The organism is Altererythrobacter sp. BO-6, from assembly GCF_011047315.1.
Classification (GTDB): Bacteria; Pseudomonadota; Alphaproteobacteria; order Sphingomonadales; family Sphingomonadaceae; genus Erythrobacter.
Window position 1 is genome coordinate 1,173,326 of sequence record NZ_CP049259.1, and the last position, 17,216, is coordinate 1,190,541.

Annotated in this window: 15 protein-coding genes; 10 read left to right on the top strand and 5 right to left on the bottom strand. The window is 63.9% G+C overall.

Features of this window, described 5'->3' with window-relative positions; translation table 11 throughout:
* Positions 1–50: 50 nt before the first annotated feature.
* From crtY to G6N82_RS05730, 6 genes are all read left to right on the top strand, one after another.
* Positions 51–1,262: a lycopene beta-cyclase CrtY gene (gene crtY / locus G6N82_RS05700; RefSeq protein WP_346773753.1), complete on the top strand. Its 1,212-nt coding sequence runs from the start codon at positions 51–53 to the stop codon at positions 1,260–1,262.
* Positions 1,259–2,824, top strand: coding sequence for a phytoene desaturase (locus G6N82_RS05705; RefSeq protein ID WP_165194608.1), 1,566 nt, complete (start codon positions 1,259–1,261; stop codon positions 2,822–2,824). Before crtY ends, G6N82_RS05705 begins: the two co-directional genes overlap by 4 nt.
* Before the next feature lie 241 nt (positions 2,825–3,065).
* Positions 3,066–3,647: a TIGR00730 family Rossman fold protein gene (locus G6N82_RS05715; RefSeq protein ID WP_165194612.1), complete on the top strand. Its 582-nt coding sequence runs from the start codon at positions 3,066–3,068 to the stop codon at positions 3,645–3,647.
* A 32-nt stretch (positions 3,648–3,679) separates the two neighbouring features.
* Complete coding sequence (locus G6N82_RS05720; protein WP_165197995.1) at positions 3,680–4,648, top strand: phytoene/squalene synthase family protein; 969 nt, start codon at positions 3,680–3,682, stop codon at positions 4,646–4,648.
* Between the two features lie 94 nt (positions 4,649–4,742).
* A complete protein-coding gene (locus G6N82_RS05725; RefSeq protein ID WP_165194615.1) occupies positions 4,743–6,659 on the top strand; it encodes an acetyl/propionyl/methylcrotonyl-CoA carboxylase subunit alpha in 1,917 nt (638 codons plus the stop codon).
* A 131-nt stretch (positions 6,660–6,790) separates the two neighbouring features.
* On the top strand, positions 6,791–8,344 hold the full coding sequence (locus G6N82_RS05730; RefSeq protein ID WP_165194617.1) for a carboxyl transferase domain-containing protein: 1,554 nt from the start codon (positions 6,791–6,793) through the stop codon (positions 8,342–8,344).
* 90 nt (positions 8,345–8,434) lie between these two features.
* Here the strand turns inward: G6N82_RS05730 and G6N82_RS05735 are convergent, their stop codons facing one another.
* Entirely contained in the window at positions 8,435–9,694 is a 1,260-nt protein-coding gene (locus G6N82_RS05735; protein ID WP_165194620.1) for a multidrug effflux MFS transporter, read from the bottom strand.
* 117 nt (positions 9,695–9,811) lie between these two features.
* Here G6N82_RS05735 and dinB point away from each other — a divergent pair, with 117 nt between their 5' ends.
* Positions 9,812–10,948: a DNA polymerase IV gene (gene dinB, locus G6N82_RS05740; RefSeq protein ID WP_165194623.1), complete on the top strand. Its 1,137-nt coding sequence runs from the start codon at positions 9,812–9,814 to the stop codon at positions 10,946–10,948.
* On the opposite strand, the gene G6N82_RS05745 is transcribed toward dinB, so the two are convergent.
* The 4 genes from G6N82_RS05745 to G6N82_RS05760 all read right to left on the bottom strand — a co-directional run bounded on the left by G6N82_RS05745 (position 10,945) and on the right by G6N82_RS05760 (position 13,310).
* On the bottom strand, positions 10,945–11,433 hold the full coding sequence (locus G6N82_RS05745; protein WP_241255208.1) for an NUDIX domain-containing protein: 489 nt from the start codon (positions 11,431–11,433) through the stop codon (positions 10,945–10,947). The two genes, dinB and G6N82_RS05745, sit on opposite strands and share 4 nt — an antisense overlap.
* Complete coding sequence (locus G6N82_RS05750; RefSeq protein WP_165194625.1) at positions 11,421–12,044, bottom strand: 6-phosphogluconolactonase; 624 nt, start codon at positions 12,042–12,044, stop codon at positions 11,421–11,423. The genes G6N82_RS05745 and G6N82_RS05750 overlap by 13 nt, the downstream gene beginning before the upstream one ends.
* A gap of 90 nt (positions 12,045–12,134) precedes the next feature.
* The gene (locus G6N82_RS05755) at positions 12,135–12,599 is read right to left on the bottom strand and encodes a DNA starvation/stationary phase protection protein (protein ID WP_165194628.1); all 465 of its coding nucleotides are present in this window, start codon (positions 12,597–12,599) and stop codon (positions 12,135–12,137) included.
* Positions 12,600–12,755: 156 nt separating this feature from the next.
* Positions 12,756–13,310 carry a hypothetical protein gene (locus G6N82_RS05760; RefSeq protein ID WP_165194630.1) on the bottom strand — a complete coding sequence of 185 codons (555 nt, stop codon included), beginning with the start codon at positions 13,308–13,310 and terminating at the stop codon, positions 12,756–12,758.
* A gap of 128 nt (positions 13,311–13,438) precedes the next feature.
* On the opposite strand from G6N82_RS05760, the gene G6N82_RS05765 reads away from it, so the two are divergent.
* From G6N82_RS05765 to G6N82_RS05775, 3 genes are all read left to right on the top strand, one after another.
* Positions 13,439–14,233 (top strand): SDR family oxidoreductase, encoded by a 795-nt coding sequence (locus tag G6N82_RS05765; RefSeq protein ID WP_165194632.1) that lies wholly within the window; start codon positions 13,439–13,441, stop codon positions 14,231–14,233.
* Between the two features lie 118 nt (positions 14,234–14,351).
* Positions 14,352–15,422: an NAD(P)-dependent alcohol dehydrogenase gene (locus G6N82_RS05770; protein ID WP_165194634.1), complete on the top strand. Its 1,071-nt coding sequence runs from the start codon at positions 14,352–14,354 to the stop codon at positions 15,420–15,422.
* 234 nt (positions 15,423–15,656) lie between these two features.
* Complete coding sequence (locus G6N82_RS05775; protein ID WP_206520305.1) at positions 15,657–17,165, top strand: serine hydrolase domain-containing protein; 1,509 nt, start codon at positions 15,657–15,659, stop codon at positions 17,163–17,165.
* Positions 17,166–17,216 lie beyond the last annotated feature (51 nt).

Sequence of the window (17,216 nt, forward strand, 5' to 3'; positions counted from 1 at the left end):
GATAGCGGCTGCGCCATTGCCGCGGCGCGCGCCCTGCCCTAGGGCCATGCATGATGAACGGGCGCATGACCGATGTGGCGATCGTGGGCGGCGGGCTGGCCGGCGGGCTGATCGCGCTCGCCATCCACCGTGCGCATCCCGACTGGCGCCTGCAATTGATCGAGCGCGACAGCGTGCTGGGCGGCAACCATCGCTGGAGCTGGTTTTCCAGCGACCTTTCGCCCGCGGGCGAGGCGCTGCTGGAGCCGTTTCGCCAGGTCCATTGGGACAAGGGCTATGACGTCGCCTTCCCGCGCCTACGCCGCACGCTGGATGCCGGTTATCGCTCGCTCGCCAGCGAGGATTTCGACCACGCACTGCAGCGCCTGCTTCCGCCCGAAGCGATCCGGCTGAACACCGCCGTCGCGGCGCTCGACGCGGAAGGGGTGACGCTGGAAAGCGGCGAGCGCATCCCGGCGCGCGCCGTGATCGATTGCCGCAGCTTCCAGCCCTCAGCCCATTTGCTGGGCGGCTGGCAGGTGTTCATGGGGCGGCATATCCGGCTGCCCGATCCGCACGGGCTGGAACGTCCGGTGATCATGGACGCAACCGTCACTCAGTCCGCCCCGGCGGGCAATGGCGCGGCCTATCGCTTCGTCTATGTCCTGCCGCTGGCAGCGCAAGAGGTCTTCATTGAGGATACCTATTACGCCGATGACCCGGCGCTCGATCGCAGCCTGCTGTCAGGGCGGATCGATCGTTATGCCGCGCGCCATGGCTGGGGGGACGGCGTGCCGATCGGCAATGAAACCGGCGTGCTGCCGGTGATCACCGGCGGCGATTTCGAGGCCTATCTGGCGTCGATCCGCGTGCCCGGCGTTGCCATGGCGGGTGCGCGCGGCGGCTTTACCCACCCGCTCACCAGCTATACCGTGCCGATCGCGGTGGAGAACGCGCTGGCGATCGCCGCGCGAGGCGATCTGGCCGGGCCGCAGCTCGCCGCTTTCATCGAAAATCGCGCCCGTGCGCACTGGCGCAAAACCGCGATCTACCGCGCGCTGGGACGAATGTTGTTCAAGGCGGCGGAACCCGAACGCCGCGTAGACATTTTCCAGAGGTTCTATGGTTTGCCTGAAAGGCTGATCGAACGTTTTTACACTTGCCATTCGACGCTGGCCGACAAGGCCCGCATCCTGATCGGCAGGCCGCCCGTACCTATCCCGCGTGCACTTCGCGCGCTGGCCAGCAAGGGGAACCCCTTGACCTTGGAGAAACACAGATGACCGCCCAGACCCCGATTGCCCAGACCCCGCTGCGTGCGCGGCAAGTGGTGGACCCGGCCCGCTATGAAGGGCGCAGCGCCTGCGTGATCGGATCGGGTTTTGGCGGCATGGCGCTGGCGATCCGGCTGCAATCGGCAGGTATCGCGACGACGGTGGTCGAGGCGCGCGACAAGCCGGGCGGGCGCGCCTATTTCTGGGAAAAGGAAGGCTTCACCTTCGATGGCGGGCCAACCGTGGTGACCGATCCCGATTGCCTGAAGGAACTTTGGCAGCTGACCGGTCACGACATGGCCGAAGATGTCGAACTGATGCGGGTGATGCCATTCTACCGGCTCAACTGGCCCGATGGCACGAACTTCGATTATTCGAACGACGAAGCCTCGCTCAACGCCGAAATCGCCAAGCTCAATCCCGAAGACGTGGCCGGTTACCAGCGCTTCCTGGAATATTCGGCGGGCGTGTTCGAGGAAGGCTATGTCAAGCTGGGCTCCGTGCCTTTCCTCGACTTCAAATCGATGCTCAAGGCCGCCCCCGCGCTGGTCAAGAAACAGGCCTGGCGCAGCGTCTATTCGATGGTGTCGAGCTTCGTGAAAAGCGAGAAATTGCGCGAGGCGCTGAGCTTCCACACGCTGCTGGTGGGCGGCAATCCGATGAACACCAGCGCGATCTATGCGCTGATCCACAAGCTGGAGAAGGACGGCGGGGTATGGTGGACGCGCGGCGGCACCAACCGGCTGATCGCCGGCATGGTACGCCATTTCGAGCGGCTGGGCGGCACCATCCGGCTGGGCGATCCGGTGGTGCAGGTGCACACTTTCGGCAGCAAGGCAAGCGAGGTGGAAACGGCGAGCGGCTGGAAACAGCGCTTCGATGCAGTCGCCAGCAATGCCGACATCATGCATTCCTATCGCGACCTGCTGAGCGGGTCGAAGCGCGGCAAGGATTACGCGAAATCGCTCTCGCGCAAGAGCTTCAGCCCCGGGCTTTTCGTCGTCCACTTCGGGCTTGAAGGCACCTGGCCCGGCATCCCGCACCACATGATCCTGTTCGGCCCGCGCTACAAAGGCCTGCTCGATGACATCTACAAGCTGGGCGTGCTGCCACAGGACTTCAGCATCTACCTGCATCACCCGACGGTGACCGATCCCAGCATGGCGCCCAAGGGCAAGAGCACCTTCTACGCGCTGGTACCGGTGGCGCATATGGGCAAGCTCGCGGTCGATTGGGACGAAGTCGGCCCGATCCTGGAAAAGCGCATCCTTGACGAGATCGGGCGGCGCCTGATCCCTGACATCCATGACCGGATCGTGACCAAGTTCAGCTATGCGCCGAAGGATTTTGCGCATGATCTCAACGCGCATCTGGGCAGCGCCTTCAGCCTCGAGCCGGTGCTGTGGCAAAGCGCCTATTTGCGCGGCCACAATCGCGACGATGTGATCGACAATTTCTACCTTGTCGGCGCGGGCACGCATCCCGGCGCGGGCATTCCCGGCGTGGTCGGCAGCGCGAAGGCGACGGCGGGCTTGATGCTGGAGGATCTGGCGATAAAGGCGGCGGGATGAGACTTCGTCCCTGCCCATGCTGTGGATTCCTCACGATAGGTGAGCCCGCATCATACGAGGTTTGTGAGGTGTGCTTATGGGAAGACGACGGCCAAGGCGAAGACGATCTTGAGGCCGTGCGGGGAGGGCCCAATGGGGCGTTTAGTTTGAGCCAAGCGCGATTGAACTTCGAACAGTTCGGTGCTTACGATCCGGCGAAACGAACACTTTCGCGCAAGCCAAAACCGAAAGAACTGCCTCAATGAACCGTATCGCCGTCTATTGCGGGTCTGCCACGCCCGAGGATCCGCGCTATCTCGAGCTTGCCTATGAAGTCGGGCGCACGCTGGCGTTGCGCGAGATCGGCGTCGTCTATGGCGGCGGAAGGCTGGGCCTGATGGGAGCGGTGGCGCGCGGCGCGCTGGAGGCAGGCGGCGAGGTCATCGGCGTGATCCCCGAGGCCTTGTTCAATTCCGAAGTCGCCAACCACGACTGTACCGAGCTTTACACCGTTTCGGGCATGCACGAGCGCAAGCAGCGCTTCACTGACCTGTCTGAGGGCTTCATCACCATCCCCGGCGGGGTCGGCACAATGGACGAGCTGTGGGAAGCGATGAGCTGGGCGCAGCTCGGCTATCACCAGAAGCCGGTCGGCCTGCTCAACGCCATGGGCTTTTACGACCATTTGATCGCGTTCAACGCCAAGATGGCCGAAGTCGGCTTCGTCCGCCCCGCGCATCAGGGCATATTGATCCATTCGGACACCATGGGTGACCTGATCGCGAAGATGGAAGCCTACGAACCGCACACGCCGATCTTCCGCATGAAAGCGGAGGAATTGTGAGCGAGGCCAATATGGTCGTGCCTTCGGCGACAATGCGGCACACTCCGCGTGAGCCGGGCGGCGGGCGCAACCGCGCGCCGCTGGTCGAAAAGAGCCGTCTCGCGATCAAGCAAGGTTCGAAAAGCTTCTCCGCCGCCAGCCGATTGTTCGACCGTGAAACGCGCGAGCGGGTGTGGATGCTCTATGCCTGGTGCCGCCGCTGCGACGATCTGACCGATGCGCAGGACATGGGCGGCGCGCTGGGCGACCAGTCCGACATTGCCGAGCGGGTGAAGCATATCCGCGTGCTGACGCAGGCCGCGCTTGACGGGCAGCCGACCGCCGATCCCGCGTTCGATGCCTTCGGCCAGGTGGCCAGCGAAGTGGGCCTGACGATGGCAGATGCCGAAGCGGTGATCGCCGGGTTCGAGCTTGACGCGATCGACTGGCGCCCGCGCAGCGAAGCAGACCTGATGCGCTATTGCTGGCACGTCGCGGGCGCAGTGGGCGTGATGATGGCGCTGGTGATGGGGGTGAAGCGCGAGGAAGAGGACACGCTTGACCGCGCCTGCGACCTGGGCCTTGCGTTCCAGCTCGCCAATATCGCGCGCGACGTGGTGGAAGATGACGCGGCGGGGCGCTGCTACATCCCCGAAATCTGGCTGGTCGAGGAAGATATCGAGCCGGGCCAGCACACCAAGCCGCATCACCGGCAGGAACTGGCCGACATGGCCGGGCGGCTGGTGCGGCGGATGGAACTGCACGCCGCCTCCTCGCGCATTGGCGCCGCGCGCCTGCCGTTCCGCTGCCGCTGGGCGATCCTGTCGGCTGCACGGATCTACACTGCGATCGGGCGCGAGGTGCTGGCCCGGGGCCCGGCAGCGTGGGATCACCGCGTCTACACCTCGAAGGCGCAGAAGATCGGCCATGCGCTCGCCGCGTTTTTCGAGGCGCTGGTCAATCGTCCACCGAAGCTGGGCGACGAACCGCGCTGGCGGCGCAGCGATTTGGCGGAACGCTGATTTCCGTTCGCCTCGAGCGAAGTCGAGAGGCGATGGCGCTCACGTGTCTCGACTACGCTCGACACGAACGGAGGGTGTGGCTAATCCCGCCCGAATGATCACCAAACTCCTGATCGCCAATCGCGGCGAGATCGCCTGCCGCATCATCCGCACTGCCCGCGCGATGGGGATCGCCACCGTCGCGGTCTATTCCGATGCGGATGCCAAGGCGCTGCACGTGCGCTCAGCTGACGAGGCGGTGCATATCGGTCCCTCGCCTGCTGCCGAGAGCTATCTTGTGGGCGCGAAGATCATTGCGGCGGCCAAAGAAACCGGCGCGGACGCCATCCATCCTGGCTACGGCTTCCTGTCCGAGAACGCGGGCTTCGCGCAGGCGGTGATCGATGCGGGGCTGATCTGGGTCGGCCCCAAGCCTGCCAGCATCCGCGCGATGGGCCTGAAGGACGCGGCCAAGCAACTGATGCGCAGTGCGGGCGTTCCGGTAACGCCGGGCTATGACGGTTCGGACCAGTCGGTCGAACGCCTCACCGCCGAGGCCGAGGCAATCGGCTACCCCGTGCTCATCAAGGCGGTCGCAGGCGGCGGCGGCAAGGGGATGCGCAAGGTCGATGCCCCGGCCGACTTCGAGGCGGCGCTGGAAAGCTGCAAGCGCGAGGCCAAGGCGAGCTTCAGCAATGACGAGGTGCTGCTCGAAAAGTGGATCACCAGCCCCCGCCATATCGAAGTGCAGGTGTTCGGCGACAGCCACGGCAATGTCGTCCACCTGTTCGAGCGGGACTGCTCGCTCCAGCGCCGCCACCAGAAGGTGATCGAGGAAGCCCCCGCCCCCGGCATGGACGAGGCTACCCGCGAAGCCATCTGCGCTGCCGCCGTGCGCGCCGCGAAGGCGGTCGATTACGAGGGCGCGGGCACGATCGAATTCATCGCCGATGCCAGCGAGGGCCTGCGCGCGGACCGCATCTTTTTCATGGAGATGAACACCCGGCTTCAGGTCGAACATCCCGTCACCGAGGAGATCACCGGGGTCGATCTGGTAGAATGGCAATTACGCGTGGCGAGCGGCGAAGCGATCCCACTCAAACAGGAAGAGCTGAGCATCAACGGCCACGCTATCGAGGCCCGGCTCTATGCGGAAGACCCGGCGAAGGGGTTTTTGCCGAGTACGGGGCGGTTGGAGCATCTTAAGTTTGGCGATCTCGAGCGAGTCGAAACCGGGGTCGAAGAGGGCGGGGTAATCTCTCCTTTCTACGACCCCATGATCGCCAAACTCGTCAGCCACGGCGATACTCGCGAGCAAGCTATTGATGATCTGAAATACGCGCTGGCAACCACTGAGGTTTGGCCAGTGCGGACGAACGCAGGATTTGTTGTCCGCGCGATTGACGACGAAGATTTCCGCGACGCCGCGTTGGATACTGGCTTCATCGAACGGAAGGGCGACAAGCTAGTCCCTTTAACCGAGCCCGACGAGGCGGCATGGAAAGTCGCGGCAATGCTTTCCACCGACCGTTGCAACGAAGCTCCGCTCGCAGGATTTCGCCTGAACGCTCCGAAGCGCAACACAGTAGCGATCTCAAGTCTCGACGACATGCGGGTCATTGACCTTGATCAGGCTTGGTCAGACACGCTTCGCGTAGTTTTGGAAGACGGTGACCTGTATTCCACTGACTCGGGCGATGCCCCCGTGATGACCGGGGCGGTCATCGGCGAAACTGCAGTGGTATTTAATGAAGGCTCTGCATTCGAGTTTGCGCTCACTGCGCGGGGAACAGGCCATCAGCACGCGCATGACGGCGACATCATCGCCCCCATGCCGGGCAAGGTCATCGCGGTCGATGTCAGCGAAGGCCAGGCCGTCACCGCCGGTCAGCGGCTGATGGTGCTCGAAGCGATGAAGATGGAGCACGCCCTCACCGCGCCGTTCGACGGCACCGTCACCGGGCTGTCGGTCAGCGCAGGTTCGCAGGTCCAGGTCGAAGCGCTGTTGTGCGTGGTGGAGCCAAGCGAATGATCCTCCCCGAAACGGGGAGGGGGACCACCCGCAGGGTGGTGGAGGGGCACCCGCCACTGACGACGCGCATTGGGCCTGTACCCCTCCACCATGCTTCGCATGCTCCCCCTCCCCCCGATGGGGGAGGATTTATGACCTGGGAACGCGAACTGGAAGAACTGCGCCACCGCGAGGCGCTCGCCGAGCAGATGGGCGGTGCGGACAAGGTCGCCCGCCAGCATGGGCGCGGGAAGATGGACGCGCGCGCACGGCTCGCGGCTTTGTGCGACCCCGGCTCCTTCCGCGAGATCGGCAAGATCGCCGGCAAGGGTCACTATGACGAAAACGGCGACCTCACCGGCGTCACCCCCGCCCCCTTCCTGTTCGGCAAAGCCACGATCAACGGGCGGCCGGTGGTTGCCACGGCGGACGATTTCACCATTCGCGGCGGCGCAGCCGATGCCGGGATCAGCCGCAAGATGGTGCAGGCGGAGAAGATGGCGCATGAGCTCAAGCTGCCGCTGATCCGCATGATTGACGGCACCGGTGGCGGTGGCTCGGTCAAGACGCTGGAGCAGATCGGCGCGACCTATATTCCCGCCGTGCCCGGCTGGGGCGATGTAGTGCAGAACCTCGACACCGTGCCGGTGGTGGCGCTGGCGCTCGGGCCGACCGCGGGCCTTGGCGCGGCACGCACGGTTGCCAGCCATTATTCGATCATGGTGCGCGGGTTGTCGCAGATCTTCGCTGCGGGACCGGCGGTGGTCGAAGGCCTCGGCGAGGCATATCGCGACGGCGCCACCAGCCATGAGCAAGCCAAGGAAAACCTCGGCGGATCGGACATCCACACCCGCAATGGCGTGGTCGATGACGAGGTAGGATCCGAGGCCGAGGCCTTCGCCCGCGCGCGGCACTTCCTCAGCTTCATGCCCGAACATGTCGGCCAGCTGGCGCGGCGTTCCAACTGCCTCGACCCGGTCCACCGGCGCGAAGAGGAATTGCTCAGCCTGGTGCCGCGCGATCCCAAGGCGGTCTATTCAATGCGACGCTGCCTCGACATGGTGTTCGACACCGGGACCGTGTTCGAAATCGGCAAGATGTGGGGCCGCGCCGCGATCACCGCACTCGCGCGGCTCGACGGCTGGCCGGTGGCGGTGGTGGCGAGCGACCCCAGCTTCCTGGGCGGATCGTGGGAGGCGAAGACCAGCGAGAAAGTTGAGCGCTTCGTGAAGCTGGCTGACCAGTTCCGCCTGCCCATCGTCCACCTCGTCGACAATCCCGGCTTCATGATCGGGCGCGAGGCGGAAATGGCGGGTACGATCCGCTATGGCGTCAATGCGATGAACGCGATCTACAAGGCCACGGTGCCGCTCGCCAGCGTGGTGCTGCGCCGCGCCTATGGCATCGCGGGCAGCGCGATGAGCAATGCGGAAGCGTTTCAATACCGCTTCTGCTGGCCTTCGGGCGATTGGGGTTCGCTCCCCATCGCGGGCGGGCTGGAAGTGGCTTACAAGTCGGAGCTGGAGGCGGCCGAGGATCACGCAGCGATGCTGGAGGAAATCCGCGAGAGGCTGGGCAAGGTCACTTCGCCCTTCCGCAGCGCGGAACGCTTTAATGTCGAGGACATCATCGACCCGCGCGACACCCGGCCCTTGCTGTGCGAATTCGCGGAGCTTGCCTGGAGGAAGCTGGAGAGCGAAGTCTAGAACCCACCCCCAACCCCTCCCGCAAGCGGGAGGGGAGCGAGACTTGCCGAGCCTCAGGCGAGGCTAGTCGCAGTGGGGTGGGCTCCCCGATTAATGCCGCATGATATCGTGCAGTTCCATATAGCGCCGCGCCTGGTTGGGGCGGCGGAACAGCTTGCCCCGCTCGCTATAAAGTACCAGCGCCAGCGCCGAGATCGCGCATAGCGTCATCGCAATGCCCAGCGGCAGCGCGGTGCCATCGTAGGCCTGGCCGATCGCCGCGCCGAGCAGCGCGCCGGTGACCATCCGCACGCTGGTTTGCGCCGACGAGGCAGCGCCTGCGATCTGCTGGAACGGCTGCATCGCGATCGAAGAAAAGTTCGCGCCGACAAAGCCCAGCATGGTCATGTTGAGCGCAAGCAGCGGCACGAATTCCCACAGCGTCTGCCCTTCATGGCTGGCGGACAGAACTTGCAGCAGGCTGACGATCAGGAAGCCGATCAACGCGGTGTGGCTCACCCGGCGCGCGCCGAACCGTTCGACAATGCGCGAATTGGTGAAGCTGGCGATGACCATGCCGATGATCGACGCGCCGAAGATCAGCGCGAAATAATTGCCCGCGCCGAAGCTCTCGGCGATCAGCTGTTGCGAAGAATTGAGGAAGCCGAACAGCGATCCGAACACCAACGCGCTGCCGATCACATAACCCACAGAGACACGGTTGGAGAGCGATTGGCCCATGTTCTTGAGGATCGTGACGGGATCGATCTGCTGGATATTGTCCTCCGTCAGGCTTTCGGGCAGCCTTAGCCACACCCACAACCCGATGATCACACCCATCAGCGCCATCCCGTCAAAGATTGCGCGCCAGCTAAAGAACATCAGGATCAGCTGGCCAATCGCCGGCGCAACGATCGGCACGGCAAGGAAGATCATGATGATGAGGCTCATCATCCGCGCCATCCGGTCGCCGCCCACACGGTCGCGCACGATCGCCGTGGGCACCACGCTCAAGCCAGCACAGGCAATCCCCTGGACCAGCCGCAGCACCAGCAGCGTCTCGAAATCCTCTACCCAGGAACAGGCCAGCGACAGCACGATGTAGGCAATCAGCCCGACAAACAGCACCGGCCGCCGCCCGAACCGGTCTGCAAAGGCGCCGGGGAAGAACGCGCCGATACCCGAACCCAGGAAATAGGCGCTGATGACATATTGCCGGTTGTTCCCGCCCGCACCAAGGTCATCCGCCATCACCCCCAGCGCCGGCAGCATGGAATCGATGCCGAATGCCTGCAGGCTCATCAGCGAAGCCATCAGCACGATCAATTCGCGCTCGCCAAATTGGCGGGAAGAAGCGGAGCCGGATTGCATATTCAGGTCCTTGGGCGCTGGCGCCGCGGAATGGAAGCAGCTTTTTTGCGAGTGCGAAGAGAGTGCCATAGGACGACAAAGGTTCCGCACCGCCAGAATTGCGGCTAATTTGCTCGCATGGCGGATGCGCAGGGCAGCGATGACATCGGAGCAATGGAGCCTGAGGAAGCCCGCGGCCTCAGGAAGATCATCCATGTCGACATGGACGCCTTCTTCGCCAGCGTGGAACAACGCGACAACCCGGAGCTGCGCGGCAAGCCGGTGGCGGTGGGCGGCGCGGGTGGGCGCGGCGTGGTCGCCGCCGCCAGCTATGAAGCGCGCACATTCGGCGTGCGCAGCGCCATGCCCTCGGTCACTGCCAAGCGGCTGTGCCCCGATTTGATTTTCGTGCGCCACCGGTTCGATGCTTACAAGGAAGCGAGCCGCACGATCCGCCGGATCTTCGAACACTACACCCCGCATGTCGAACCGCTAAGCCTGGACGAGGCCTATCTCGATGTGACCGAGGACCTGCTGGGGATCGGTTCCGCCACCCGCATCGCCGAGCTGATCCGCCAGGAGATCCGGGCCAAGACGCAGCTGACCGCCAGCGCCGGGGTGAGCTACAACAAGTTCCTTGCCAAGCTGGCGAGCGACCAGAACAAGCCCAACGGGATGTGCGTGATCCGCCCCGGCGAAGGCGCACAATTCGTCGCAGGCCTGCCGGTGCGGCGGTTCCACGGGGTCGGTCCCAAGGGCGCGGAAAAGATGGCGCGGCTGGGGATCGTGACCGGTGCGGACCTGGCGGCGAAAGACATCGCCTTCCTGCGCCAGCATTTCGGCAGCCAGGCGGACTATCTCTACCGCGCGGCGCGCGGGATCGACCTGAGGCCTGTGCGTGCGCACCGCATCCGCAAGTCCGTGGGCGGGGAACGCACCTTCAGCGAGGATATCTCGTCAGGCCCCGCGCTGCGCGAGGTGCTCGAAAACATCATCGACATCGTGTGGGACAGCATCGAGAAGACCGAGGCCAAGGGCCGCAGGGTCACGCTGAAGATGAAATACACCGATTTCCAGAACGTGACGCGGGCGAAGACGGTGGATCACCCGGTGGCCGACAAGCGCGAATTCGCAGGGCTTGCGCGCGGCCTGCTTGACGAATTGCTGCCGCTGCCGATGCCGATCCGGCTGATGGGGCTGACGCTTTCGAAGCTGGAGGGTGCGGAGGAACCAGAGGAACGCCCACGCGACGAGGCACAGCTTTCGCTGCTTTAGCTGCCGTCGCGATTGTCGCGCCAATGCTCCAGCGCGCGGCGCGCCATGCCCGAGAGCGGTTCGGGCAGCGAATGCGGCGGAAAAAAGCGCGCCTCGGTAACCTCGCGTCCGTCCGGCTGCGGGTGCAGATCAATCGTCGCAGCGAACAGGTGCATGGTATGCGGCGAGCCGGAAATCACGCCATCGAACGTGCCAAGCGCGTTCAGCCGCACCAGTTCCAGCCCCAGTTCCTCGCGCACTTCTCGCACGGCCGCAGCCAGCGGATCCTCGCCTTTGCCGATACCGCCTCCGGGCAAATACCAGGCCGCCGGGCCATAGCTGTGCTGCAGCAGCAGGATCGAGCCATTCAAGTCGGTCAGGATCACATTGCAGCCCGCGAGCGGCACCTTGCGCCAGGTCCTCCAGCGATGCCGCACGCGGTAGGCAACCGGCAACAGCGCGCGGTGCACCGCCGCGGGAATGATACGGATGATCAGGTGAAGCATGTAACCGGCTGGCGCGCGGCACCGAGCAGCCGCGCGATCGGCAAATCGTGTTCGCGCCGGATCGCCACGTCGAACACGTCGCGCTTGTCCGCAGCGCCGCCCAGCGTGAACAGCAATGAATCCGACGCGAGCAGCGCGGGAATGGTCAGCGTGATCCGGTCAAACGGCGCATGCGCGGGCAGCGGATCGGGCGTGAGCCGCCGCACTGCCTGCGGGTCGTCAACCTTGGGATCGGTGTTGGGGAACAGCGAAGCGATATGCCCGTCGCCGCCCATGCCCAGCCAGGCGACAGCGAAATGCGGCGGCTGGCTGTCTTCGGATAGTGGATGAATGCGCGCGCCGACCGGTTCGAACAGCGCGCGGATCTTCCCGGTGTTGGACGCCTCGTGATCCTCGGGCACGATCCGGTCATCGCCCGGCCACACCACCAGCCGCGACCAGTCAAGATCGCGGGTCACCAGTTCTGCCATGATCGGGAACGGGGTCGAACCGCCGGGAACGGCGATTGCGACATCGCCATTGGTCGCGTCGAGCGCGGCCGCGATCCGCGCATCCAGCCAGTCGGCAATCGCGCCAGTATCGGCGCCGTCCACTATCGTTACATCGGCCATGCAGCCCTGATAGCAAAAGGGCCGCTCCCGGCTAGCGGAAACGGCCCATTCGCATATGTATTCGTCGTCACGCAGTGAGCCTGCGGTAAATTAGTTCTCGAGCAGCGAGCTCAGGAACCAGACGCGCTCTTCGGCCATGTCGGTCCAGTCATCGATCAAGCCATCGGTGGCGTTATCGCCTGCATCTTCAGCGAGCTGCTTCATGCCCTTGAGGCGTTCGACCAGCTTGCGGTTATCATCGCGCAATCCCGCGATCATGTCCTCCGCGCTCAGCGTGGTGCTGTCCTGGTCCTTGATCTGGGTGTGCTTTGCGACCGCGCCGACCGAGGTCAGCGTGTCGCCGCCATTCTTCCGCACCCGCTCGCCGATCGCATCGATCTGGTCGCGAATCTCGATCGCCTGCTCGTCAAATAGCAGGTGCAGGTCGCGGAAGCGCGGGCCCTTCACGTGCCAGTGGAAGTTCTTCGTCTTCAGATAAAGCGCGAAGTGATCGGCCAGCAGGGCGTTGATTTCAACGTTGAGGGCGGTCATCGAATTGTTGTTAGGGTCCAGCATGTGCGGAGGCTCCTTTTCGGGGTTGCAGCCTGCGATCGACCCGCCGAATGCAGGGTTCGCGGCTTCGTGAATGTTCAGTTATATAATGCATCGAGGCCCGATTTTGTTCCGGGAATAGCTGGCCACTTTGATCGAACTAGTCGATCGAAATGCCAATCATGGAGCAATCGAAGCGATCAATAGCGCTGCCCCGAGCAATATTGCGGCGAGCACCATGCGTATGAAATAAAATAATTTTTGACGCTGCGAAAATTTTTCCAGCCAGAGCCATGCCAGAACTATCGCCGCCACGCTCGCCAGCCCGCCGCCAGCCAGTGCGGGCAGCGGATCGGCCAGCGCAGCGGCCGCAGCGAATACGCACAAACGCGGCGCGTCGAGCTGCTGCCGGGCGAACAGCACCAATGCCGCCGCGCCCAGCGAAAGCGTCGGCTCTTGCAGGTGCACTGGCCTGACCGGAATCGCCAGTTCCACCGCCGCCAGCAGCAGCCCCCCGGCCACGATCCAGCCGCGCGGCTGCCCGATCACGTGGCTCGCCAGTTCCGCCCCGAGCAGCGCCATCACCGCCGTGGCAGCAAGGCTGGATGCAATAGCTGTGACGAGCAAAGCGGGTGACCGGCCATGCGCCTGCACCAACGCGCCCAACGTCCGCGCGGCGCGACCACCGGTCGAGGTCGCAATACAGGCGAGAAAGGCGATCAGCGCGGCGTCCATCGCCTGCGCCTAGCAAGCCGCTCGCCGCCCCGCCAGCGTTGGCGCCCGCATGCATCATTTGCGCAGGCGATCTTTGTCCCTAAACCGTCCTAAGCAGGACCAAATCGAGACGAGCAAGGGAGCAGGCAATGAAACTCGAACCGGGCATGGCGGCGGTGGTCACGGGCGGCGCATCGGGGCTGGGCCGGGCGAGCGCGCAGGCGCTTTCTGAGGCGGGCCTGAAGGTTGCGATCTTCGACATCAACGATGCGGATGGCGAAGCCCATGCCGCGGCGATCGGCGGCACCTTCCACCATGTCGACATCATGGACGAGCAATCGGTCGAAGCCGGCTTTGCCGCCGCGCGCGCCGCCAACGGGCAAGAACGGGTTACCGTCCACTGCGCCATGGCCAGCCGCCGCGGCAAGACGCTGGGCTGGGACAAGGAAACGGGCGGCTACAAGCGCTTGCCGACCGAGGATTACGCGTTTGGCGCCGAAGGCATCCTCGTCGCCAGCTATCGCGTCGCCTCCATCTCGGCGCTGGGCATGGCGAACGCCGAACCGCTCAACGAAGATGGCGAGCGCGGCTGCATCACCCTCACCGCTTCGGTCGCGGCGCAGGACGGGCAGATCGGCCAGGTGATCTATGGCAGTTGCAAGGCCGGGGTGAACGGGCTGGTGCTGCCGATGGCGCGCGACCTGATGGACCTTGGCATTCGCGTCAATTCGGTGATGCCGGGAATCTTCGCCACCCCGCTGATGCTGGGGATGAAGGACCGCAATCCGGCGATGTGGGCACAATTGAACGCAAGCGTTCCCTTCCCCAAACGGCTTGGCCACCCGGAAGAATTCGCTTCGCTGATCTGCGAGATCGCGCGCAACAGCTATATCAACGGGCACCAGTTCCGGCTCGACGGCGCGATCCGCATGCCGCCGAAGTGATGAAGGATACTCCTGGTTGCGGTAGCCAAAGCGCGACTGCGCGTCGGCCGGTCAGGCCGCCCACCCGGAGGCGTGAGACCGAATGCAATGAGGACGAACTAGCCGCGAGGGAAATCAAATGACCACCCAGACCAACGCCTATCCCACCCGTGCCTATGGCGCGACCGCGCCCGATAGCGGCGTCGGCCCGATCGAGATTACCCGCCGGGGCCTGCGCGATGACGATGTGCTGATCGACATCAGCCATTGCGGCATCTGCCATTCGGACCTGCATTCCGCCCGTAACGACTGGGGCCGCACGACCTATCCGATCGTGCCCGGGCACGAGATCGTGGGAACGGTGGCGGCCGTGGGCGAGGCGGTGACGCGGCACAAGGTGGGTGACCGGGTGGCGATCGGCTGCATGGTCGACAGCTGCATGGAGTGCAAACATTGCGACCAGGACCTGGAGCAATATTGCCTGCAGGGCGGGATGACCGGCACCTATAACGGCACTGACCGGCGCGACGGTACTCCCACTTACGGCGGCTATTCCGAACGGATCGTTTGCCGCGAGGAATTCGTGCTCAAAGTGCCCGATGGCCTGCCTATGGCCGAAGCCGCGCCGCTGCTGTGTGCCGGCATCACCACCTACAGCCCCTTGCGCACCTGGAAGGTCGGGCCGGGCAGCAAGGTCGCGGTCGCAGGCCTTGGCGGGCTTGGTCACATGGGTGTGAAGCTGGCGGCGGCGATGGGCGCGGAAGTGACCGTGCTGAGCCGCACGGAGGACAAGCGCGCGGACGCCGAAAAGCTGGGGGCGCATGCCTTCCTCAACACGTCGGACAAGGACGCGATGAAGGCCAAGGCCGGCTATTTCGACCTGGTGCTCAACACGATTCCCGTGCGGCACGACATCACGCCCTATCTGCAGCTGTTGCGGATTGACGGGGTTCAAGTGCTGGTGGGCGTGATCGACATGCTGCCGGAAATCCATTCGATGCTGCTGTTGGGCCGCAAGGTGCTGACGGGCAGCGGGATCGGCGGGCTCGCCGAAACGCAGGAGATGCTCGATTTCTGCGCCGAGCACGGGATCCTGCCGGAGATCGAAACTATCCGCATCGAGGACGTGAACCACGCCTACGAACGAATGGAAGCGAGCGATGTGAAATACCGCTTCGTGATCGATATGGAAAGTTTGCGGCAGAGCTGAGCGATCCGGAGTGCAACGCCTGCTGCGGTGAAATCCGGCCAACAACCGGCAGGGCTTCCCATCCTGATGGCCGTTCGTCGCTCCCGTTTGAGGGCGGATTCCCGCCGATGGCGGGGCAAATTTGCCGATTTGCACCCGGCTGCGAAATTTCTTGCATCCAAATATGCCCGATGCCGCATCTAACCGGTCGAAATCAGTTCCAACCGCCATCTGGCCTCTATCGGGATTTCGACCATGAAGCTTACTACCCGGCCCACTCTGTTCGCATCGACACTGCTGGCCCCGCTCCTCGCCTTCACCGCCACCATCGCCAGCACATCGGCAAGCGCCGGCGAGATCAGTACGACCATGCCGGAAACGCCCACGGGCGAGATTGGCGCGACGTTGATCGAGCATATCAACAGCGACAGCCCGGATAGCATCCGCGCATGGGCGCAAGGTGTGCTGTCCGAATCGCTCGACCCCGAGATGCGTTCGACCTTTCTCCAGCAGCTCGCCGTTGCTGCCCGGGATAGCGGCGGGGTCGACTTTGTCGATGCGCGGACGCAAGGCCCGCCGGGAATGCTGGTCGTCACCATCAAGGGTCGCCACACCGGACAACTCGCGGCACTGGTGCTGCTGCCCGACCCGGATCAACCGGGAAAGCTGGCCATGGTGGACATGGTGCCGATCGACGATCCTGCATTGTATGATGCCTGGCCGGAAACCGGCGCCTCGCAGGCGGAAATAGCCCATCTGGCAGGTGCTGCGCTGGACCAGCTGGCGCGCACAACGGACTTTTCGGGGTGCCTGAGCATTTCGAATGGTGCGACCACCTTCTTCGACGAGTGCCGCGGACTGGCTGACCGGACATTCGGCGTGAAAGCAGACAATGCGACGAAATTTCACATCGGATCGATGAACAAGATGTTCACTTCGGTCGCGATTGCCCAGCTGGTCGAAGCGGGCAAGCTGCAATGGGAGACCTCGCTTGCCGAAGTGATGCCGGAATATCCCGATCAGGCCACTGCGTCGAAAATCACCGTGTGGCAGCTGTTGCGCCATACCGCTGGCCTGGGCGATTTCTTCGTTCCCGAGTTCTTCCAGAACCGCGAAAATTTCGTCAATCCGGCGGACTATCTCGATCTGATTGCCCGCCAGCCCGTGGTTTTCGAGCCGGGTGCAGACTGGAGTTACAGCAATGCCGGTTACGTATTACTGGGAAGGATTGTCGAGAATGTCTCGGGCGAGAGCTATTTCGATTACATCCAGCGCCATGTCTTCGCGCCTGCAGGGATGACCGCCAGCGGTTTCGATAGCCAGGAAGACATCACGGAGAAGCTGGCGACAGGTTATTTCAAGGAAGGGACGTTTGCTACCGCCTGGAAGGCCAACTGGATGACCCTGCCCTTCAAAGGCAGCCCGGCCGGCGGCGGTTATTCCACCAATGAGGACCTGTTGAAATTCGCCAGCGCGCTGCAAGGAGGGAAACTGGTCAGGCCTGCCACGTTGGATAAGATGTTCGACGATAGCATCCCGGTGGGTCCGGGCAAATATGCAGCCGGGTTCGGCGATCGCCTGTCGAACGGCCGTCATATCCGCGGCCATGCCGGTGGCGCGCCCGGAATGAGCGCAAATCTTGCGATGGTCTGGGAAACCGGTGCTGCGGTGGCCGTGACCAGCAACCAAGGGGATACGCCGACGGCCATGCTGTTGAGCGAGCGCATCGCCGATCTGCTCGCCTCGCAGGGCCAGAAGCCCTAATCCTGTGTTATAACCAACGAAAATCCGTACAATTTCTTCCGGAGTCACACT

Coding starts and splice junctions, on each gene's coding strand:
- G6N82_RS05775 (WP_206520305.1), top strand. CDS start 15,657: ATGAAGCTTACTACCCGGCCCACTCTGTTCGCATCGACACTGCTGGCC.
- G6N82_RS05765 (WP_165194632.1), top strand. CDS start 13,439: ATGAAACTCGAACCGGGCATGGCGGCGGTGGTCACGGGCGGCGCATCG.
- G6N82_RS05705 (WP_165194608.1), top strand. CDS start 1,259: ATGACCGCCCAGACCCCGATTGCCCAGACCCCGCTGCGTGCGCGGCAA.
- G6N82_RS05730 (WP_165194617.1), top strand. CDS start 6,791: ATGACCTGGGAACGCGAACTGGAAGAACTGCGCCACCGCGAGGCGCTC.
- crtY (WP_346773753.1), top strand. CDS start 51: ATGATGAACGGGCGCATGACCGATGTGGCGATCGTGGGCGGCGGGCTG.
- G6N82_RS05770 (WP_165194634.1), top strand. CDS start 14,352: ATGACCACCCAGACCAACGCCTATCCCACCCGTGCCTATGGCGCGACC.
- G6N82_RS05745 (WP_241255208.1), bottom strand. CDS start 11,433: ATGCTTCACCTGATCATCCGTATCATTCCCGCGGCGGTGCACCGCGCG.
- G6N82_RS05720 (WP_165197995.1), top strand. CDS start 3,680: ATGCGGCACACTCCGCGTGAGCCGGGCGGCGGGCGCAACCGCGCGCCG.
- dinB (WP_165194623.1), top strand. CDS start 9,812: ATGGCGGATGCGCAGGGCAGCGATGACATCGGAGCAATGGAGCCTGAG.
- G6N82_RS05735 (WP_165194620.1), bottom strand. CDS start 9,694: ATGCAATCCGGCTCCGCTTCTTCCCGCCAATTTGGCGAGCGCGAATTG.
- G6N82_RS05715 (WP_165194612.1), top strand. CDS start 3,066: ATGAACCGTATCGCCGTCTATTGCGGGTCTGCCACGCCCGAGGATCCG.
- G6N82_RS05750 (WP_165194625.1), bottom strand. CDS start 12,044: ATGGCCGATGTAACGATAGTGGACGGCGCCGATACTGGCGCGATTGCC.
- G6N82_RS05760 (WP_165194630.1), bottom strand. CDS start 13,310: ATGGACGCCGCGCTGATCGCCTTTCTCGCCTGTATTGCGACCTCGACC.
- G6N82_RS05725 (WP_165194615.1), top strand. CDS start 4,743: ATGATCACCAAACTCCTGATCGCCAATCGCGGCGAGATCGCCTGCCGC.
- G6N82_RS05755 (WP_165194628.1), bottom strand. CDS start 12,599: ATGCTGGACCCTAACAACAATTCGATGACCGCCCTCAACGTTGAAATC.